This window comes from Lelliottia nimipressuralis (genome assembly GCF_004115925.1).
GTDB classification, from domain to species: domain Bacteria; phylum Pseudomonadota; class Gammaproteobacteria; order Enterobacterales; family Enterobacteriaceae; genus Enterobacter; species Enterobacter nimipressuralis.
This window is the reverse complement of the sequence record NZ_SDDX01000017.1, coordinates 42,177-61,033: the sequence shown is the minus strand read 5'-3', so window position 1 is coordinate 61,033 and position 18,857 is coordinate 42,177. Positions and strand designations below refer to the sequence as shown.

The window sequence follows — 18,857 nt, the reverse complement described above, 5'->3', positions numbered from 1 at the left end:
CAGGCTGGAAATCTCTCTCGCAAGAATGGAAGATAGCGTAAGAAAACAGCTCAGGAGAACATCATGGCGGAGTGGGTAACTGGAAAAGTCACAAAGGTAGAATTTTGGACCGATGCACTATTTAGCCTCACCGTGCATGCCCCCATTCACCCATTTACGGCCGGGCAGTTTGCCAAGCTGGGGCTGGAGATTGACGGCGAGCGCGTGCAGCGCGCCTACTCTTACGTGAATGCGCCTGATAATCCGAATCTGGAGTTTTACCTGGTCACAGTGCCAGACGGCAAATTAAGCCCACGACTGGCGGCGCTGAAACCGGGCGATGAGATTCAGATTGTTAGCGAAGCGGCAGGTTTCTTTGTGCTGGACGAAATCCCGGACTGCGACACCCTGTGGATGCTGGCGACCGGCACCGCCATCGGCCCTTATCTGTCGATTTTGCAGTACGGGCGAGATCTGGAGCGTTTCAAAAACATCGTGCTGGTCCATGCCGCGCGGTATGCCGCCGACCTGAGCTATCTCCCGCTGATGCAGGCGCTGGAGACGCGTTACGAAGGGAAGCTAAAAATCCAGACCGTGGTGAGCCGCGAAACGGCAGAAGGTTCGCTGACCGGACGCGTTCCGGCGCTGATTGAGAGCGGGGAGCTTGAAGCGGCTGTCGGCCTGACGATGAACACCGAAAACAGCCACGTGATGCTGTGCGGTAACCCGCAGATGGTGCGCGACACCCAGCAGTTGCTGAAAGACTCCCGGCAGATGACCAAACACTTGCGTCGCCGACCGGGCCATATGACTGCCGAACACTACTGGTAATCAGCGAAACTTCACTTCCAGCGTGTCTTTACCGTATTTATTCTCGGTCTGGGTGCCGACAAACGCGCCCAGGTCGATAATCGTCATCACAAAGATGACGGTCGGGATCAGTTTTCCCACCACCCACGGAAGAATTGACGGCAACATCGACCAGTTCCCCGCCAGCAGCATCCACGCCAGAATCACCAGCAACGCCCACAGGCCGGACCGGCCACGATCGTGCAGACGTTTGACAATAACCGACGCCGTGGGCCAGAGCAGGCACACCAGCGCAAACGCCGCCGTTTGGGTGCCTAACCAGTTGTTATAGGCGAGGCCGAAAAGCACCAGCATCGCGACAATCCACGTGCCAATCCAGATCCAAAAATCACGGCGTCCGATACGCCCTTTGAATGAAAACAACCACTGCTGTATGGTCATGTAAGGTTCCTTATTATCGTATGCCGCGTAGTTTACCCTGGAGTGGTGACTTTTTGACAAGCAGACCAGATATCGTTTTAATCATGAACAGTTACGTTCAGGGACAATGTTGATGAAAAGTTGGGCTTATCCTTTTTGGCTGTGTTTCACCCTGCTGAGTGCCAGCTTTTCCCTGTTCGCCGCCGATGCCCCCGCAACGGCACCCTACCTTCTGCAGGGCGCGCCATCTTTTGATCAGTCGATCAGCCAGTTTCGCGAAGCCTTCAACAAAGAAAACCCGAAGCTCGCGCTGGGCGAGTTCCGCGCCATCGACAGCGCGCGGGATACGCCAACCCTGACGCGCGCCGCGAGCAAAATTAACGAAAATCTGTACGCCTCCACGGCGCTGGAGCGCGGCACGCTGAAAATCAAAAGCATGCAAATCACCTGGCTGCCGATTCAGGGGCCAGAGCAAAAAGCCGCGAAAGCCAAAGCGCTGGAGTACATGAGCGCCATTTTGCGCGCCTTCACCCCGAGCCTGACCAAAGCACAGAGCCAGCAAAAGCTGCAAAAACTGCTGACCAGCGGCAAAAACAAGCGCTACTACGCTGAAACGGAAGGCGCGATTCGCTATGTGGTCGCAGATAACGGCGAAAAGGGACTGACCTTCGCTGTTGAACCGATTAAGCTGGCGCTATCTGACGCACTCGGAGGGGCGAATTAATGACAAAAAGCAAAGCCTTTCGAGGGAAAATCTCTATACTGATTCACAGACCATGCTGCTCTCACGGGCGGCCATAATCCTTAATTCGCTTTTTTAGCGTGGAGAATTGAAATGCGACATCCTTTAGTGATGGGTAACTGGAAACTGAACGGCAGCCGCCACATGGTAAACGAGCTGATTGCTAATCTGCGTAAAGAGCTGGCTGGCGTGACCGGCTGTGCGGTAGCGATCGCTCCACCAGACATCTATCTGGATCTGGCTAAACACGCCGCTGACGGCAGCCACATCGTGCTGGGCGCGCAGAACGTTGACGTTAACCTGTCTGGCGCATTCACCGGTGAAACCTCTGCAGAAATGCTGAAAGACATCGGCGCACAGTACATCATCATCGGCCACTCTGAGCGTCGTACTTACCACAAAGAGTCCGACGAATTCATCGCCAAGAAATTCGCTGTGCTGAAAGAGCAGGGTCTGACCCCGGTTCTGTGCATCGGTGAAACTGAAGCCGAAAACGAAGCAGGCAAAACGGAAGAAGTTTGCGCACGTCAGATCGACGCCGTGCTGAAAACGCAGGGCGCAGCAGCGTTCGAAGGCGTGGTTATCGCTTACGAGCCAGTCTGGGCGATCGGTACCGGCAAATCTGCCACCCCAGCGCAGGCACAGGCTGTTCACAAATTTATCCGTGACCACATTGCTAAAGCCGACGCGAAAGTGGCTGAGCAAGTGATCATCCAGTACGGCGGTTCCGTCAACGCATCTAACGCGGCAGAGCTGTTCACCCAGCCTGACATCGACGGCGCACTGGTTGGCGGCGCATCCCTGAAAGCTGACGCTTTCGCAGTGATCGTTAAAGCAGCAGAAGCCGCTAAACAGGCGTAATTGCCGTTGTGACGGGTGGCGTTTCGCTATCCGCCCGACAAAATGCCAGGCCCGGTAAGCGCTCGTCGCCACCGGGCTTTTTTACAGCTGTCCCAGCACGCTGAACCACAAATAATCCAGCGGCAGTAGCACCAGCCAGGTTGCCACCGCCAGCGCCAGACACAGCAACATTCCTGCCTTCGCAGGCACTTTCCCAAGCCCCATCGCCACCACGATCGGTGACGCCTGATACGGCAGTAATGGCGTGGAATACCCGAGCACCTGAATCATGATCACCGACAGCAGCGGGAAACCCGTCGCATCCGAGAAACTCTGCGCAAGCGTGGTATAGAGCGCCGGAACGCCGTTGGCGGTCATGATGAAGTTGAGCGCCGTGGTGATGCCGGTCAGGGCGATAAAACTGGTAAACGGCTTATCCGCATCGAGCGGCATCAGGCGCAGCAACGCCTCCCCGACGGCGCTGCCGATGCCCGTTTGCGTCACGGTGATTGCCAGCCCCAGAATCCCTGCCACATAGATACAGGTGCGCATATTCACCCCGGCCGAAAACTCTTCGCCGGTAATAAAGCCAATGCGCGGCAGCATGACGATCACTGACGCCGCCAGCCCCGTCCAGGCCGGGCCTACGCCGTGCCAGCTCTCCGTCACCCACATCACCAGCACTACCGCCAGCAGCCACGCCAGGCGCTTCTCATCACGCCCCATTGGGGCGGATGGCGCAAGATCCCGCGCGGGTTTTGGCGAGCCAGGGAACAGCCAGCAGATCAGGCCAATCAGAATCAGTCCTTTGAGAATGCCGAGCACCGGCGTGTGCAGCAGCAGGTAGGGCACGTAGTTCAGGTGAATGCCGTAAGAGCCTTCCGCCGCGCCGCTCATCACCAGATTGGGCACGTTAGCGGGAAGGATGGTCGCAGAGAGCTGAAAAGTACCGAATCCGACCGCCAGCGCCAGGCCAAACCACGCCCGCGAGCCGTCCGCAATGCTGGCCCGCTTCGCCATCGCCGCCACAATCGGCATAAGCAGCGCGATGCGCCCCATGTTTGATGGCATCACGAACGCCAGGGCATAGCTCAGCAACACCACGCTTGCCACCATCAGCGGCCACGAGTCGGTGAGTTTCGCCGAGAGCGCCCGCGCGGCCCTGTCCGCCAGCCCGGTTTTGCGGATCGCGACGCCAAGCACAAAGCCGCTGAACACCAGCCAAAATGCAGATGAGGCAAAGCCGCCGAAAATGACGTCCGGTGGCGCGATTTTGGCGGTCATCGCCGCCGTGAAGAACAGCAGCGCGGTGATAAATTCCGGCAGGAGCGAGGTGGCCCACAGCACGATGGTGACACCAACGATAGCTGAGGGCAGAAACAGAGGGTGAGCAAACCAGAGCGACATACCTGTCTCCTGTAGATTTTTTCAGCAAGTCTACGGCGACAGGCAGCGCGAGTAAACGCTATTTATGGTGGGGTCACTGGAGGATATGACATTGATGATCCTGCAATTCCTCAGCGGAAGCGCGGTTAAGCGTCAGCAGATTGCGCTCCGTTGCCAGCAGCACAAATGACCCGTCGGACTGCTGGGCCATCGCCAGCGCAAAGCGGCCCATATGCTCGCGCGCTTGCGGCAGTTCGTCGGCCAGCATCATAAATGGGCTGCGCTGCACCAGCTCATTTTCTGTCACCCGTCGCGCCAGATATTCATGCCCTTCCAGCCCACCCGGGAAAGGCAGCCATTGAGTGCTGATTTCCCCCTGATGCGCATTGAGCTTTTCACGCACATCGGGACGCAGGCAGGAGATATGGATGTGGAAATGATTTTGCGTGCGCCCGGTTGGGGAGTTGATGGTCAGGGAGACGGCGCTGTCAGGCACATCCGCGCCGCGCTTCATGCTCATAAAATTGCGCGACTGCCACGCCAGCCAGAAGAAATTCGGCGTTTGCGGCTCGGTGAGCAGCGGGCTTTCGGTGCCGTTGATGCGGTAGGTGGGCATCAGGAGATACTGTAGCGGCCCGTTGCGGTCTTTGAAGACCACATAACCGGCGTCCGGTTTCACCTGCGCACAGGGCGCTGGCTGGCGGTTATTCAGCTGATTCGGCAGGCACTGGTCGAGAACGATATGGCGTAACGCGTCCGGATTGCCGGATTTTATCCAGATCCAGCCGCCTGCGGCGAGGAGAATGGCGACCGCCATCAAGACCATCAGTTTTTTCATTACGCGTTCCCTGTTGTCGTCAGAGGCGAAAGAGTAACGCAAAAACATGACCAAATAAAAAAGCCCGGCGGATTTCTCGCGCCGGGCCACCGTGTCATGCGTTGATTAGCGTTTGCTGATCTGGTCGAAAGTGCCGCCGTTAGAGAAGTGCTCTTTCTGTGCTTTCGCCCAGCCGCCAAACTCCTCGTCGATGGTGAACAGCTTCAGTTTCGGGAACGCGCTGTCATATTTCTTCGCCACAGCCTCATCGCGTGGACGATAGAAGTTCTTCGCGGCGATCTCCTGGCCTTCCGGGGAGTAGAGATACTTCAGGTAAGCTTCTGCCACCGCTTTGGTATCTTTCTTCTCGACCACTTTGTCGACGATGGAAACCGTCGGTTCAGCCAGAATCGATTCGCTCGGGGTTACGATTTCAAACTTGTCTTTGCCCAGCTCGTTAGTCGCCAGCAGCGCTTCGTTTTCCCACGCAATCAGTACGTCGCCAATGCCGCGCTCAACGAAGGTATTGGTCGAGCCGCGCGCACCGGAGTCCAGCACTTCGACGTTTTTAAACAGGGATTTGACGAAATCCTGCGCTTTAGCCTGATCGCCGTTGTTGTGATGCAGAGCGTAGCCCCACGCCGCCAGGTAGTTCCAGCGTGCGCCGCCTGAGCTTTTCGGGTTCGGGGTGATGACCGACACGCCTGGTTTGATCAAATCATTCCAGTCATGAATCTGTTTCGGGTTGCCTTTACGCACCAGGAACACGATGGTGGAGGTATATGGCGCAGAGTTGTCCGGCAGGCGTTTGATCCAGTTCTTATCAATACGACCACGTTCAGCAATGGCATCGACGTCATAGGCCAGCGCCAGAGTGACCACGTCCGCTTCAATGCCGTTGATGACAGAAGTCGCCTGTTTGCCTGAGCCGCCGTGAGACTGGCGAATCACCACGTTATCGCCGGTTTCTTGTTTGTAGTGTGCCGCAAAGGCTTTGTTGTATTGATCGTAAAGCTCACGCGTCGGATCGTACGACACGTTCAGTAACTGGATATCCTTAGCCAGAACGCTGGACGATGCCAGCAATAAAGTTAACCCCACGCCCCATTTATTCATCTTCCAACTCTCATTGTGTTGTGTTTGATGAATGCAGCGTGCCAGAAAGCGAACCAATGATTAAAGAATAAAAAAAGATTGGCTATAACTGAGTGGAATAAAAAATATTCAGCAGGCGGGAAAAGCAAAACGGTAATCCGAAGATTACCGTTTTTCGTTCTTTCGCCCTCTTCCTGTTCGGGGGAGGGTTGGCGTGAGGATATCAGGCCGAATCAGTACAGTTTTTTCGCGCAGTCCAGCCAGTCACCTTTGAACGGACGCTTCATGTTTTCAATCGCGTCGATGATGTCATGGTGAACCAGTTTCTCGTTCTGAATACCGACGCAACGGCCGCCGTGGCCCTGCAGCAGCAGATCGATCGCATATGCGCCCATACGGGAAGCCAGGATACGGTCGTATGGCCCTGGGGAGCCACCGCGCTGGATGTGGCCCAGAACCGTAGCGCGGGTTTCGCGTTTGGTTTCGGTTTCGATGTATTTCGCCAGCTCGTCAACGTCACAGATGTGCTCGGTGATAGCAACGATCGCGTGTTTCTTCCCTTTCGCGATGCCTGCTTTGATTTCGTTCACCAGGTCTTCGCGGCTGAATTCTACTTCCGGCACCACGATGAACTCGCAGCCGCCCGCAATCGCTGCCGCCAGGGTCAGGTCGCCACAGTAGCGGCCCATCACTTCCACGATAGAGATACGCTGGTGAGAAGAAGAGGTGTCACGCAGACGGTCAATTGCTTCGACGACAGTACCCAGGGCAGTAAAGAAGCCGATGGTGTAGTCGGTGCCTTTGATGTCGTTGTCGATGGTGCCCGGCAGACCGATGCAAGGGAAGCCCATTTCAGTCAGACGTTTTGCACCCATATACGAGCCGTCACCGCCGATAACAACCAGCGCGTCCAGGCCGCGTTTTTTCATGTTCTCGATAGCCACTTCACGGATGTGTTCTTCACGGAACTCCGGGAAACGCGCAGAACCGAGGAAAGTACCGCCACGGTTAATCATGTCGGATACGCTATAGCGATCCAGCTGAACCATGCGGTCTTCGTACAGACCCAGGTAACCGTCATATACGCCAAAAATTTCCAGACCTTCCGTCAACGCCGCGCGAACAACCCCACGAATGGCTGCGTTCATGCCAGGCGCATCACCGCCGCTTGTCAACACACCGATTTTCTTAATCATGACTACCTCTGAACTTAGGAATGCAAAAATGAAATCTGTTGCCGGAAGACGTCTATTCGACCAACCAATACTGCAAATAGTATATCAACCACTTCCAGCTGAATTGATTCAGGTCAGACCCAATGGCGGTAATTTATCCACAAAATGCTGGCCTGGCTCACTTTTTTACAACGAATTACGAAAGCTCAAAATGTCCTTTGCCTTCCCTGGGGACGACCGAGCAGGGGTCCTGGTGAATAATCACGTCTGAACCCGGGAAACGCTGCAAAATCGCCTGCTCTACCTGCTCAGCCACTAAATGCGCTTGAACGAGCGGTAAATTGTCTTCCATTTCTAAATGAATCTGAATAAAGCGGGTCGGCCCTGACTGCCGCGTACGAAGATCGTGAGCACCACTGACGCCGGGCCAGGAGGTCACGATTTCAAAGATCTCTGCGCGTTCGGCATCGGGCAGCGCGCGGTCCAGAAGCGATTGCACTGCTTCATAACCCATGCGTAAGGCGCTGTATAAAATATAAACCCCAATCCCTAACGCGAACAATGCGTCGGCACGATGCCATCCGTACCACGCCAGTCCGAGCGCAATAAGAATCGCGCCATTCATCATAACATCAGACTGATAATGAAGCATATCTGCCCGTACTGCCTGACTTTGCGTTCGGCGAACCACCCAGCGCTGGAAAGTTACCAGAACAATTGTGCTAATAAGTGCGATAACGGTAACGATAACCCCAACGCCCGGATCGTTCATCGGCGTCGGTGACGCCAGATGCTGGATACCGGTCAAAAACAGGAACAGCGCCGAGCCGGAAATAAACATACTTTGCGCCAGCGCCGCCAGCGATTCCGCTTTTCCGTGGCCAAACGTGTGCTCTTCATCCGCTGGTTGCAGGGAATAGCGCACCACCAGCAGATTGGTAAGGGATGCCGCGATATCCACCAGCGAATCCACGAGCGCGGCCAGAATACTGACCGAGCCGGTATACCACCACGCAAAGATTTTGATGATCAGCAAACACGACGCCATAACCGTCGCGGCGATTGCGGCGCGGCTCACCAGCCGGCCATAGGATTGATTCATAAACACTCCTGTCATGCCATGCCGCTAGTATAACGGATGGAAAAGGAGTCAAGGATGAATAAACGGTTAACAAACTTGAATGAAGGGCAAAAAAAACCCCCTCATCATGAGGGGGAAGACAGGGATGGTGTCTATGGCAAGGAAAACAGGGTCTACTGGTTACTACGGGTATTGCTACTAAAAAGCTTTATCTCAGAGCTTTGTTGCATCCGGGCAACCTCACGCAACTGATCCATACGTTGCTGATGTTTGTCGTTCAAAACCGCTTGCTGCTCGGGCGATAGCAGATGGAACATCTGGTTGCGAACCCTGGCCATTTCGACCTGGCGGGCAACTTGTTCCTGCGCCATCTTTTCTGCCTGAGCGCGCACAGCGCTTTCGTCAAAATTTTCTGCGGTGACAAGGCGATGCATTGTCTCCATTTCGCTAACATTAACAGGGAGTCGATCGTGTCGTGCCCTGTGCATCAGATCTCGCATCTGTTGACGCTGATGTTCGGTTAAACTTATGCCGTCAAACATATTGCTTTGGCCACTGTGCTGCGTAATACCCTCTGCCGAGGGACCGTTATCGCCGGTGATGACTCCAGCAGCCTGGCTAAGAGCACTAAACGCCAGTGTTGAGGCCATGACGGCAGCGGTAACTTTGCGCATCACTTGCTCCCAAAATCTTTCGTGTCGCGATTCAACGAGAGCTAGTTTACGATTCGGGCTGCAAACATGCGTCAGGGGGTGTAAAACAACGTAAAGTCATGGATTAGATAGCCTTGATGTCGTAATTTCTGCCTCGGAGGTATTTAAACAATGAATAAAATCCTGTTAGTTGATGATGACCGAGAGCTCACATCCCTGTTAAAAGAGTTGCTCGACATGGAAGGCTTTAACGTGCTGGTTGCCCACGATGGGGAACAGGCGCTGAGCCTGCTTGATGACAGCATCGACTTGCTTTTGCTTGACGTGATGATGCCGAAGAAAAACGGTATTGATACGCTGAAAGAATTACGCCAGACACACCAGACACCTGTAATCATGCTGACCGCGCGCGGCAGCGAACTGGATCGCGTTCTCGGCCTTGAGCTGGGCGCGGATGACTATTTACCCAAGCCGTTTAACGACCGCGAGCTGGTTGCTCGTATTCGCGCAATCCTGCGCCGTTCCCACTGGAGCGAGCAGCAGCAGAATACTGACAACAGTTCTCCAACGTTAGAAGTGGACTCTCTGAGCCTGAACCCGGGCCGCCAGGAAGCGAGCTTTGACGGCCAGACGCTGGAACTGACCGGCACCGAGTTCACCCTGCTGTATCTGCTGGCCCAGCATCTCGGCCAGGTGGTCTCGCGTGAACATTTAAGCCAGGAAGTGCTCGGCAAGCGCCTCACGCCGTTTGACCGCGCCATCGACATGCACATCTCTAACCTGCGCCGTAAGCTGCCGGAGCGCAAAGACGGGCACCCATGGTTTAAAACCCTGCGTGGTCGCGGTTATCTGATGGTTTCCGCTTCATGATAGGCAGTTTAACCGCCCGCATCTTCGCCATTTTCTGGCTGACGCTGGCACTGGTTTTAATGCTGGTTTTGATGTTGCCAAAACTCGACTCACGCCAGATGACGGAGCTTCTCGACAGCGAGCAACGTCAGGGCGTGATGATCGAGCAACACGTAGAAGCCGAGCTGGCAAACGACCCGCCTAACGATTTGATGTGGTGGCGCAGGCTGTTTCGCGCTATCGACAAGTGGGCGCCGCCCGGACAACGCCTGCTGCTGGTTACCAGCGAAGGCCGCGTGATTGGCGCGGAACGCAATGAAATGCAGATCATCCGCAACTTCATTGGCCAGGCGGATAACGCCGATCACCCGCAGAAAAAGAAATACGGTCGGGTAGAAATGGTAGGGCCATTTTCCATCAAGGATGGGGAAGATAATTACCAACTCTATCTGATTCGACCGGCGAGCAGCTCCCAGACCGACTTTATCAACCTGCTGTTTGACCGACCGCTGCTGCTGCTGATTGTGACCATGCTGCTGAGTTCTCCGCTGCTGTTATGGCTGGCGTGGAGCCTGGCAAAACCCGCGCGTAAGCTGAAAAATGCCGCTGATGAAGTGGCGCAGGGTAACCTGCGACAGCACCCGGAACTGGAAGCCGGGCCGCAAGAATTCCTCGCCGCGGGAGCCAGTTTTAACCAGATGGTGACAGCACTTGAACGGATGATGACCAGCCAGCAACGCCTGCTGTCGGACATCTCCCACGAGCTGCGCACGCCGCTGACGCGCTTACAGCTGGGCACCGCCCTGCTGCGTCGTCGCAGCGGTGAGAGCAAGGAGCTGGAGCGTATTGAGATGGAAGCGCATCGTCTGGACAGCATGATCAACGATCTGCTGGTGATGTCGCGCAATCAGCAGAAAAACGCGCTGGTCAGCGAAACGGTGAAAGCCAATCACCTGTGGCACGAGGTGCTGGATAACGCAGCGTTCGAAGCCGAGCAGATGGGCAAATCGTTCACCGTCAACTTCCCGCCAGGCCCGTGGCCGCTGTACGGTAACCCCAACACGCTTGAGAGCGCGTTGGAGAATATCGTGCGTAACGCCCTGCGCTATTCGCATACGAAGATTGAGGTGGCGTTCTCGGTCGATAAAGACGGCATCACCATCAACGTGGATGATGACGGTCCAGGCGTCAGCCCGGAAGACCGCGAGCAGATTTTCCGTCCGTTCTATCGCACCGATGAAGCGCGCGATCGCGAATCCGGTGGGACAGGGCTTGGGCTGGCGATTGTTGAGACCGCCATTCAACAGCATCGCGGCTGGGTGAAAGCCGACGATAGCCCGCTGGGTGGATTACGTTTGACGCTATGGTTGCCACTGTATAAGCGTTCCTAGTGACTGTGGGGCCGGGCGGCGGCGACGCCTCACCCGGCCTACGGTTTTCCTCCCCTCGCCTTGTGGGAAGAGGAACCGCGTGGGGATTATTTGCCCCACAATCTCCGCGAATTATCTTCGATCTGCCCACTGATGCGGCGCTTCTGCATCGTTCTCGACCAACTTGTCGATAACCCTGCTGCTGACAACAAACGGCGATACTGCTCGTCATCAAAGGGCATATGCCAGGCGATCGCACAGGCATCATAAACCGACACCTCGCTGAGGCGTGACGCAAGTTCCAGCGGCGCATCCGCCGATACCTGCCCGCCCTGAATCACCCGATACAGCCAGCCAGTTTTGCCTGCCGTTTGCAGCTGCGCGGACATATCGCTGAGACCAAAATGGTAGTTGAGCTTAAAACACGGCGAGCGCGGCTGTGTGACCTGAATCAGCGCTTCGCCCCAACGGAAAATATCGCCGATAAAGACGTTCTTTTCGGTCAGCCCGTCCGTCGACAGATTCTCGCCAAATGCCGGCGCAACGAACAGATCCGCCTGCTCAGGAAACTCACGCGCCCAGTGCAGATAGTGTTCGCGCGGATAGTGGCACAGCGCGCGCTCCGGCCCGCCGTGGATTTTTTTCTCGGCCTGCTCATCCCCCGCCAGCCCGAGTTCGGTCAGCGTCAGTTCACCGTCGACCTGCACTTTGGCAATCGCGCTCGGACGGCTGCCGTCGTACTCCCTGATCTTGCCTGTAAACACATTCACCGGATGTTGCATGTATCATGGCTCCTTTCTGCAGATACAAAAAAAGCGAGTCATCAGACTCGCTTCTCACAGGCTATCGTGCAACCTTATTTTTTAGCTGCGAAACGTGCCGCTGCTTCGTCCCAGTTCACCACGTCCCAGAACGCTTTGATGTAGTCCGGGCGACGGTTCTGGAATTTCAGGTAGTAAGCGTGTTCCCACACATCCAGACCCACGATTGGGAAACCAGACGCGCCAGAAATCGCTTCACCCATCAGCGGGGAATCCTGGTTCGCGGTAGAAACCACAGCCAGTTTGTCACCTTTCAGTACCAGCCATGCCCAGCCAGAACCGAAACGGGTCGCTGCTGCTTTTTCAAACTCAGCTTTGAAGTTGTCCACGGAACCGAAATCACGCTCGATAGCGGCTTTCAGATCGCCCTGCAGGGTGGTGCCGGTTTTCAGGCCTTTCCAGAACAGGCTGTGGTTCGCGTGACCGCCAGCGTTGTTACGCAGAACGGTTTTCTTGTCTGCTGGCAGTTGATCCAGTTTGGTGATCAGCTCTTCAGCAGACAGGTTGGCGAATTCTGGCAGGCTTTCCAGCGCCGCATTCGCGTTGTTCACGTAAGTCTGGTGGTGTTTAGTGTGATGGATTTCCATCGTCTGCTTGTCAAAATGCGGTTCCAGTGCGTCATAGGCATACGGCAGGGATGGCAGTGTATAACTCATAATCCTCTCCATTATTGTCGGGCGGCACAGCTGTTAATGCCGCGTAAGCAGTTGGTTCATTATAGTTAATTAAATGATATTGAAAATGATTATCAATGCCGTACTTTTTATAAGGTTATCCATTTTTGTGCCAATGCCGAATTTGTGAGTCTGCTCACGTGGTTAACGCGCTGATTGCCATGGACAAGAAAAGTGCGGCAACCTTCTGAAGGTTCGCTCGCCGCTTAATTTTTACACTCATCGGGTCGGAGGGAAGCCACCGGCCTATAAAAACGATGAGGACGTAAAAATGAATCATGCGATTACGATGGGTATTTTCTGGCATTTGATAGGCGCAGCCAGTGCAGCCTGTTTCTATGCCCCGTTTAAAAAGGTCAAACATTGGTCATGGGAAACCATGTGGTCCGTGGGCGGTACGGTTTCCTGGCTGATCCTGCCATGGACCATCAGCGCCATGCTGTTGCCCGATTTCTGGGGGTACTTCTCCTCCTTTAGCGCCTCCACGCTGCTGCCGGTCTTTCTGTTCGGCGCGATGTGGGGCATCGGCAATATCAACTACGGTCTGACCATGCGCTATCTCGGGATGTCGATGGGCATCGGGATCGCCATTGGTATCACCTTGATTGTCGGCACGCTGATGACGCCAATCCTGAACGGTAATTTCGACGTGCTGATCAACACCAAAGGCGGCCAGATGACGCTGCTCGGCGTGCTGGTAGCGGTGATTGGCGTGGGGATAGTCACCCGCGCAGGCCAACTGAAAGAGCGTAAAATGGGCATCCGCGCCGAAGAGTTCAACCTGAAGAAAGGGCTGATTCTGGCGGTGATGTGCGGCATTTTCTCCGCCGGGATGTCTTTCGCCATGAACGCCGCCAAGCCGATGCACGAAGCCGCAGCAGCGCTGGGCGTGGACCCGCTCTATGTTGCGTTGCCAAGCTACGTGGTGATTATGGGCGGCGGTGCGCTGGTGAACCTCGGCTTCTGCTTTATTCGTCTGGCAAAAGTGAAGAACCTGTCTGTAAAAGCCGACTTCTCACTGGCAAAACACCTGATCATCACCAATGTGCTGCTGTCGGCACTGGGCGGCCTGATGTGGTATCTGCAGTTCTTCTTCTACGCCTGGGGCCACGCCAGCATTCCACCGCAGTATGACTACATGAGCTGGATGCTGCACATGAGCTTCTACGTGCTGTGCGGCGGGATTGTGGGGCTGGTGCTGAAAGAGTGGAACAACGCCGGACGGCGTCCGGTGAGCGTGCTGAGCCTGGGCTGCGTGGTGATTATTATTGCCGCCAACATTGTTGGCCTTGGCATGGCGAACTGATCACGCCGCTTTTCGACTGTGATGACGCCACTGAACCGGCGTCATCCCCACCTCGCGGTTAAACACCACGGAAAAGTAGTTACTGTCCTCAAAGCCACAGCGCGTCGAGACTTCACTCACCATCAGTTCCGTATGTTGCAGCAGATACTGTGCGTGGCAGATACGCAGCTGGCGCAGATAGTGGTTCACCGTCATCCCCGTCTGGGTACGGAACTGCTGGCGCAAGGTACGCTCACTGCACTGCTCCTGCTCGCAAAATTTCTCCAGCACAAAGCTGCGATTCAGGCTGCCCGCAAGCGTGGTAATCAGCTTATCAAGCAGCGCTTCCTGCGCCGTGGCAGAAGGATTATCCGTTGCGTAGCGATAGCGTTTGAGGGTCATCACCAACTGGGCAAACAGCAGCTCGGCCATCTCGTTCGCCCCCGGCTCGGCCTTCAGGCTCTCCTGTTCTAGCTGGGTGATGACGTGGCGTACCTGAGTCATGCCGTTGCTGCTCAATCGCCAGTGCGGCGCAGTGTGCGCCTCATTAAACCCGGGAATATGCCCCGCCCAGTCGACGTTGAGCTTTAGCCTGTCCGGGCAGTAAATCACGTTCTGCAAAACCAGGTCGTTGACCGAGGCGTAGGAGTGTTTATCTTCCGCGCGGATATAAAACAGATCGCCGCGGGTGATGCGGTAGGGGCGGTCATTGAGGACGTGCAAACCGTTGCCGCGCCACACCAGCACCAGCTCGCAAAACTCGTGCGTGTGCTCGGCAAAGACGTTTTGCGGATAGCGATCGGCCACCGCGACAGCCTGCCCGGCACTGGCAAAAAAATCGGATTTGCGAAGGATTAACGGAGCGCCCACAACTCACCTCAACGGCTAATAACCTGACATTATTAGCTGTTTTACGGCAAAAAAACGGTGATTCTCCTCGCGTTACTGAAGTGACGCATCCCGGCCCTGACGAATTTCGCGCGGCGACCAGCTGAATTCACGACGGAACAGCGTCGAAAAGTGGTTACTGTCGCCAAATCCGCAGCGATAAGCGATATCCGTCACGCTATCGTCCGTATGACGCAGCAGGTGTCGCGCTTTGATCAGGCGCAGCCGGTTGAGATAGCGCTGCGGCGTCAGGCCCGTGTGCTGCTTGAGCTGGCGATGCAGCGTGCGCAGGGAAAGGGAAAAATTATCGGCAACTGTTTCCCAGCACACCTCTTCCGCGAAGTGTTCTTCGAGCCAGGCCATCATCAGATTAAGGCGCGCATCATTGTTTTCGGCCCCTTCCACCAGGCTGCTGCGACGCAGCAGAACCAGCAGTTGCATGAACAACAGTTCACGGCTGGCGCGCGTATGCGTTTCCGCATTTTCCTCTACCGTTTCCATCTGCCCCACCAGCTGGCGCACCTGCTGCAGGGTGGACTGATTCACTCGCCAGTGCGACGGATAGTGCCCATCCTTCTCCTGCGGCAGAAGCTGGTTCAGCCCGGAGAGAAACTGGAACGCATCCGGTGAACGGTAGAGCACGTTGGTCAGGCACAGGTTATCCGTATGTTCATACAAGTGCCGATCGTGGTCGCGCACAAAGCACACGGTTCCACCGCTGATGGTGTAGGGCTGGCCGTTAAACACGTGAATGCCCGTACCGTGCTCAACAATCACAATCTCATGAAAATCATGATGATGTTCAGGAAAAGCCGCCTGAGGAAGCCGTGGTTCGATCGCCACCGGCGAACTTCCGTGAGGGAAAAAATCCACGCTGTGCAGTACGGTCATATCGGCCACCACCAATGAGAAATGTTCTCAAAATAGTAATTAAGGGCCGGGTTTCTCACCTTCAATTTTCGACACCAAAGCGTGCAAAGCCTGTCAGTTTTTCAAGAAACAGCGGGAAAGATCCGGAAATGCGGCAACGGTCACATGGGCTGAAATCCCCGCCATAACAGGAAACTGTGAACTTCCTCACGTTCATCTTTGCTTTCTTGCCAGCGCGCGATTTTGCCTGTCAGTGGCAAGAAGGTGCGTTTTTCTTCCCTTTCTTAGACTGTTTCGCAATGACTCCAAGAAGGACCGAATTATGACCTCTCGCCATTGTGTGGCTGTCGATTTAGGTGCATCCAGCGGGCGCGTAATGCTTGCCAGCTATACGCCTGCACAGCGCGCACTTTCGCTTCGTGAAATCCATCGCTTCGGTAACTGCCTACAAAAGCAGGACGGCGTCGAGACCTGGGATATTGACAGCCTGGAGGCGGAAATCCGCACTGGCCTGAACAAAGTCTGCGACGACGGCATTCTGATCGACAGCATCGGGATTGATACCTGGGGCGTCGATTTTGTGCTGCTCGACCGCCACGGCGAGCGCATCGGCCTGCCCGTCTCCTATCGCGACAGCCGGACCGATGGCGTGATGGCTCGCGCCATTGATCAGCTCGGTAAAGCCGATATCTACGGGCGCAGCGGCATCCAGTTTTTACCCTTTAACACCCTCTACCAGCTGCGCGCTCTGGTGGAACAGCAGCCCGAACTGGTGGCAAACGTCGCCCACGCGCTGCTGATCCCGGATTACTTCAGCTATCGCCTGACGGGCAAGATGAACTGGGAATACACCAACGCCACCACCACCCAGCTGGTGAATATCAACTCCGATAACTGGGATGAAAACCTGCTCAACTGGACGGGCGCTTCCGCCAGCTGGTTTGGCACCCCGACCCACCCCGGCAATGTGATCGGTCACTGGATTTGTCCGCAGAAGAATGAAATCCCGGTCGTCGCCGTCGCCAGTCACGATACCGCCAGCGCGGTGATTGCCTCTCCGCTGGCAGACCACGACGCGGCCTATCTTTCGTCCGGCACCTGGTCGCTGATGGGCTTTGAGAGCAAAACGCCGTGCACCTGCGAAAAGTCGCTGGCGGCAAACATCACCAACGAAGGCGGCGCGGAAGGCCGCTACCGGGTGCTAAAAAATATCATGGGGCTGTGGCTGCTCCAGCGCGTGCTGAAAGAGCAGAACGTCACCGACCTGGCGCGCCTTATCGCCGAGACAGAAAAACTGACTGCCTGCCGCTTCGTGATCAATCCGAACGACGACCGCTTTATCAATCCGCACAACATGAGCGATGAAATTCAGGCCGCCTGCCGTGAGAGCGCCCAGCCCGTGCCGCACAGCCCGGCGGAACTGGCGCGCTGCATTTTTGACAGCCTCGCCCTGCTCTACGCCGACGTGCTGAACGAACTGGCGGCTCTGCGCGGCAAACCGTTCAGCCAGCTGCACATTGTCGGCGGCGGTTGCCAGAACCAGCTGCTGAACCAGCTTTGCGCCGACGCCTGCGGCATCACCGTGGTCGCCGGCCCTGTTGAGGCCTCGACGCTCGGCAATATCGGCATCCAGCTGATGACCCTGGACGAGCTTTCGAACGTTGACGATTTCCGAACGCTGGTGACGAACAACTACCCGCTCACCACGTTTACCCCTAATCCCTGCCATGAAATTGCCCGCTATCAGGCGCAGTTTCAGCAAAAACGACTGACAAAGGAGCTTTGCGCATGACCACTCAACTTGAACAAGCCTGGGAACTGGCTAAACAGCGTTTCGCCGCCGTGGGCGTGGATGTCGAAGAGGCGCTGCGTCAGCTCGACCGTCTGCCGGTCTCCATGCACTGCTGGCAAGGCGACGACGTCGCAGGTTTTGAAAATACCGGCGGCGCACTGACGGGCGGCATCCAGGCGACGGGCAACTACCCTGGCAAAGCGCGCAATGCCACCGAACTGCGTGCCGATCTGGAGCTGGCGCTCAGTTTAATTCCGGGACCAAAACGCCTGAACCTGCACGCGATTTATCTCGAATCCAGCGAGCCGGTCGCGCGTAACGAAATCAAACCGGAACACTTTAAGAACTGGGTGGAGTGGGCAAAAGCCAACAAACTGGGTCTGGATTTTAACCCGTCCTGCTTCTCGCATCCGCTGAGCGCCGACGGTTTTACCCTCTCCCATTCCGACGACGAGATTCGCCAGTTCTGGATCGACCACGTCAAAGCCAGCCGCCGCGTTTCAGCGTATTTCGGTGAACAGCTCGGCACGCCGTCGGTGATGAACATCTGGATCCCGGACGGCATGAAAGATATCACCGTTGACCGCCTGGCTCCGCGCCAGCGCCTGCTGGACGCTCTCGACGAGGTGATCAGCGAAAAGCTGAACCCGGCGCATCACATTGATGCGGTGGAGAGCAAGCTGTTCGGCATCGGCGCTGAGAGCTACACCGTGGGCTCCAACGAGTTCTACATGGGCTATGCCACCAGCCGCCAGACGGCGCTGTGCCTGGATGCGGGCCACTTCCATCCGACTGAGGTGATCTCCGACAAAATCTCCGCCGCCATTCTGTACATCCCGCGCCTGCTGCTGCACGTGAGCCGCCCGGTTCGCTGGGACAGCGACCACGTGGTCCTGCTGGATGACGAGACTCAGGCCATCGCCAGCGAAATTATTCGCCACGATCTGTTCGACCGCGTGCATATCGGTCTCGACTTCTTCGACGCCTCGATCAACCGCATTGCGGCGTGGGTGATCGGTACTCGCAACATGAAGAAAGCCCTGTTGCGCGCGCTGCTGGAGCCGACGGCGGCCCTGCGCGCGCTGGAAGAGCAAGGCGACTACACGGCGCGTCTGGCGCTGCTGGAAGAGCAGAAATCCCTGCCGTGGCAGGCCGTGTGGGAAATGTACTGTCAGCGCAACGATGCGCCAGCGGGCAGCCAGTGGCTGGACAACGTGCGGGCGTATGAGAAAGAGGTGTTAGCGACTCGCAGCTAAAACAGCGCCCGGCGGCGCTTCGCCTGCCGGGCTTACGAACACTTGTCAGCGGGG

19 protein-coding genes are annotated in these 18,857 nt (G+C 56.2%); 8 read left to right on the top strand and 11 right to left on the bottom strand.

Going from position 1 to position 18,857, the window contains the following annotated elements:
• The first annotated feature begins 63 nt into the window (after positions 1 to 63).
• A complete protein-coding gene (fpr, locus tag ETG88_RS14145; protein ID WP_129035618.1) occupies positions 64 to 810 on the top strand; it encodes a ferredoxin--NADP(+) reductase in 747 nt (248 codons plus the stop codon).
• On the opposite strand, the gene ETG88_RS14140 is transcribed toward fpr, so the two are convergent.
• Positions 811 to 1,230 carry a DUF805 domain-containing protein gene (locus ETG88_RS14140; protein ID WP_129035617.1) on the bottom strand — a complete coding sequence of 140 codons (420 nt, stop codon included), beginning with the start codon at positions 1,228 to 1,230 and terminating at the stop codon, positions 811 to 813.
• Between the two features lie 112 nt (positions 1,231 to 1,342).
• Between ETG88_RS14140 and ETG88_RS14135 the strand changes: the two genes are divergently transcribed.
• A complete protein-coding gene (locus ETG88_RS14135; RefSeq protein ID WP_100778368.1) occupies positions 1,343 to 1,933 on the top strand; it encodes a DUF1454 family protein in 591 nt (196 codons plus the stop codon).
• Between the two features lie 111 nt (positions 1,934 to 2,044).
• The gene (gene tpiA / locus ETG88_RS14130) at positions 2,045 to 2,812 is read left to right on the top strand and encodes a triose-phosphate isomerase (RefSeq protein WP_100778367.1); all 768 of its coding nucleotides are present in this window, start codon (positions 2,045 to 2,047) and stop codon (positions 2,810 to 2,812) included.
• An 81-nt stretch (positions 2,813 to 2,893) separates the two neighbouring features.
• On the opposite strand, the gene ETG88_RS14125 is transcribed toward tpiA, so the two are convergent.
• The 6 genes from ETG88_RS14125 to cpxP all read right to left on the bottom strand — a co-directional run bounded on the left by ETG88_RS14125 (position 2,894) and on the right by cpxP (position 9,019).
• Positions 2,894 to 4,198, bottom strand: a complete 1,305-nt coding sequence (locus ETG88_RS14125; protein ID WP_129035616.1) for an SLC13 family permease — start codon at positions 4,196 to 4,198, stop codon at positions 2,894 to 2,896.
• Positions 4,199 to 4,271: 73 nt separating this feature from the next.
• Positions 4,272 to 5,015, bottom strand: a complete 744-nt coding sequence (locus ETG88_RS14120; RefSeq protein ID WP_129035615.1) for a CDP-diacylglycerol diphosphatase — start codon at positions 5,013 to 5,015, stop codon at positions 4,272 to 4,274.
• A gap of 105 nt (positions 5,016 to 5,120) precedes the next feature.
• Positions 5,121 to 6,110, bottom strand: a complete 990-nt coding sequence (locus tag ETG88_RS14115; protein ID WP_102105682.1) for a sulfate ABC transporter substrate-binding protein — start codon at positions 6,108 to 6,110, stop codon at positions 5,121 to 5,123.
• Positions 6,111 to 6,322: 212 nt separating this feature from the next.
• Entirely contained in the window at positions 6,323 to 7,285 is a 963-nt protein-coding gene (gene pfkA / locus ETG88_RS14110) for a 6-phosphofructokinase (protein WP_100778363.1), read from the bottom strand.
• Positions 7,286 to 7,460: 175 nt separating this feature from the next.
• Positions 7,461 to 8,366: a CDF family cation-efflux transporter FieF gene (gene fieF / locus ETG88_RS14105; RefSeq protein WP_102105683.1), complete on the bottom strand. Its 906-nt coding sequence runs from the start codon at positions 8,364 to 8,366 to the stop codon at positions 7,461 to 7,463.
• A 152-nt stretch (positions 8,367 to 8,518) separates the two neighbouring features.
• Entirely contained in the window at positions 8,519 to 9,019 is a 501-nt protein-coding gene (cpxP, locus tag ETG88_RS14100; RefSeq protein WP_100778361.1) for a cell-envelope stress modulator CpxP, read from the bottom strand.
• A gap of 150 nt (positions 9,020 to 9,169) precedes the next feature.
• Here cpxP and cpxR point away from each other — a divergent pair, with 150 nt between their 5' ends.
• Both cpxR and cpxA read left to right on the top strand, forming a co-directional pair.
• Positions 9,170 to 9,868 (top strand): envelope stress response regulator transcription factor CpxR, encoded by a 699-nt coding sequence (cpxR, locus tag ETG88_RS14095; RefSeq protein ID WP_006179159.1) that lies wholly within the window; start codon positions 9,170 to 9,172, stop codon positions 9,866 to 9,868.
• Positions 9,865 to 11,238, top strand: a complete 1,374-nt coding sequence (gene cpxA, locus ETG88_RS14090) for an envelope stress sensor histidine kinase CpxA (protein WP_100778360.1) — start codon at positions 9,865 to 9,867, stop codon at positions 11,236 to 11,238. The genes cpxR and cpxA overlap by 4 nt, the downstream gene beginning before the upstream one ends.
• A gap of 86 nt (positions 11,239 to 11,324) precedes the next feature.
• Here the strand turns inward: cpxA and yiiM are convergent, their stop codons facing one another.
• Positions 11,325 to 11,999: a 6-hydroxyaminopurine reductase gene (yiiM, locus tag ETG88_RS14085; protein ID WP_129035614.1), complete on the bottom strand. Its 675-nt coding sequence runs from the start codon at positions 11,997 to 11,999 to the stop codon at positions 11,325 to 11,327.
• A gap of 74 nt (positions 12,000 to 12,073) precedes the next feature.
• Positions 12,074 to 12,694, bottom strand: coding sequence for a superoxide dismutase [Mn] (sodA, locus tag ETG88_RS14080; protein ID WP_010436906.1), 621 nt, complete (start codon positions 12,692 to 12,694; stop codon positions 12,074 to 12,076).
• A gap of 289 nt (positions 12,695 to 12,983) precedes the next feature.
• Between sodA and rhaT the strand changes: the two genes are divergently transcribed.
• Complete coding sequence (rhaT, locus tag ETG88_RS14075; RefSeq protein ID WP_102105684.1) at positions 12,984 to 14,018, top strand: L-rhamnose/proton symporter RhaT; 1,035 nt, start codon at positions 12,984 to 12,986, stop codon at positions 14,016 to 14,018.
• Here the strand turns inward: rhaT and rhaR are convergent, their stop codons facing one another.
• Both rhaR and rhaS read right to left on the bottom strand, forming a co-directional pair.
• Entirely contained in the window at positions 14,019 to 14,867 is an 849-nt protein-coding gene (rhaR, locus tag ETG88_RS14070; RefSeq protein ID WP_100778357.1) for an HTH-type transcriptional activator RhaR, read from the bottom strand.
• 72 nt (positions 14,868 to 14,939) lie between these two features.
• Positions 14,940 to 15,776: an HTH-type transcriptional activator RhaS gene (gene rhaS / locus ETG88_RS14065; RefSeq protein WP_100778356.1), complete on the bottom strand. Its 837-nt coding sequence runs from the start codon at positions 15,774 to 15,776 to the stop codon at positions 14,940 to 14,942.
• Between the two features lie 301 nt (positions 15,777 to 16,077).
• Here rhaS and rhaB point away from each other — a divergent pair, with 301 nt between their 5' ends.
• Both rhaB and rhaA read left to right on the top strand, forming a co-directional pair.
• Positions 16,078 to 17,547 carry a rhamnulokinase gene (gene rhaB / locus ETG88_RS14060; RefSeq protein WP_129035613.1) on the top strand — a complete coding sequence of 490 codons (1,470 nt, stop codon included), beginning with the start codon at positions 16,078 to 16,080 and terminating at the stop codon, positions 17,545 to 17,547.
• Positions 17,544 to 18,803, top strand: coding sequence for an L-rhamnose isomerase (gene rhaA, locus ETG88_RS14055; RefSeq protein ID WP_100778354.1), 1,260 nt, complete (start codon positions 17,544 to 17,546; stop codon positions 18,801 to 18,803). Before rhaB ends, rhaA begins: the two co-directional genes overlap by 4 nt.
• The last annotated feature ends 54 nt before the right edge of the window (positions 18,804 to 18,857 follow it).

Excerpts from the sequence above, each read along its gene's own strand:
- cpxP (WP_100778361.1), bottom strand. The coding sequence starts at position 9,019 with ATGCGCAAAGTTACCGCTGCCGTCATGGCCTCAACACTGGCGTTTAGT.
- ETG88_RS14125 (WP_129035616.1), bottom strand. The coding sequence starts at position 4,198 with ATGTCGCTCTGGTTTGCTCACCCTCTGTTTCTGCCCTCAGCTATCGTT.
- cpxR (WP_006179159.1), top strand. The coding sequence starts at position 9,170 with ATGAATAAAATCCTGTTAGTTGATGATGACCGAGAGCTCACATCCCTG.
- ETG88_RS14135 (WP_100778368.1), top strand. The coding sequence starts at position 1,343 with ATGAAAAGTTGGGCTTATCCTTTTTGGCTGTGTTTCACCCTGCTGAGT.
- sodA (WP_010436906.1), bottom strand. The coding sequence starts at position 12,694 with ATGAGTTATACACTGCCATCCCTGCCGTATGCCTATGACGCACTGGAA.
- yiiM (WP_129035614.1), bottom strand. The coding sequence starts at position 11,999 with ATGCAACATCCGGTGAATGTGTTTACAGGCAAGATCAGGGAGTACGAC.
- pfkA (WP_100778363.1), bottom strand. The coding sequence starts at position 7,285 with ATGATTAAGAAAATCGGTGTGTTGACAAGCGGCGGTGATGCGCCTGGC.
- cpxA (WP_100778360.1), top strand. The coding sequence starts at position 9,865 with ATGATAGGCAGTTTAACCGCCCGCATCTTCGCCATTTTCTGGCTGACG.
- ETG88_RS14120 (WP_129035615.1), bottom strand. The coding sequence starts at position 5,015 with ATGAAAAAACTGATGGTCTTGATGGCGGTCGCCATTCTCCTCGCCGCA.
- fieF (WP_102105683.1), bottom strand. The coding sequence starts at position 8,366 with ATGAATCAATCCTATGGCCGGCTGGTGAGCCGCGCCGCAATCGCCGCG.
- rhaB (WP_129035613.1), top strand. The coding sequence starts at position 16,078 with ATGACCTCTCGCCATTGTGTGGCTGTCGATTTAGGTGCATCCAGCGGG.
- ETG88_RS14140 (WP_129035617.1), bottom strand. The coding sequence starts at position 1,230 with ATGACCATACAGCAGTGGTTGTTTTCATTCAAAGGGCGTATCGGACGC.
- rhaT (WP_102105684.1), top strand. The coding sequence starts at position 12,984 with ATGAATCATGCGATTACGATGGGTATTTTCTGGCATTTGATAGGCGCA.
- fpr (WP_129035618.1), top strand. The coding sequence starts at position 64 with ATGGCGGAGTGGGTAACTGGAAAAGTCACAAAGGTAGAATTTTGGACC.
- rhaS (WP_100778356.1), bottom strand. The coding sequence starts at position 15,776 with ATGACCGTACTGCACAGCGTGGATTTTTTCCCTCACGGAAGTTCGCCG.
- rhaA (WP_100778354.1), top strand. The coding sequence starts at position 17,544 with ATGACCACTCAACTTGAACAAGCCTGGGAACTGGCTAAACAGCGTTTC.
- tpiA (WP_100778367.1), top strand. The coding sequence starts at position 2,045 with ATGCGACATCCTTTAGTGATGGGTAACTGGAAACTGAACGGCAGCCGC.
- ETG88_RS14115 (WP_102105682.1), bottom strand. The coding sequence starts at position 6,110 with ATGAATAAATGGGGCGTGGGGTTAACTTTATTGCTGGCATCGTCCAGC.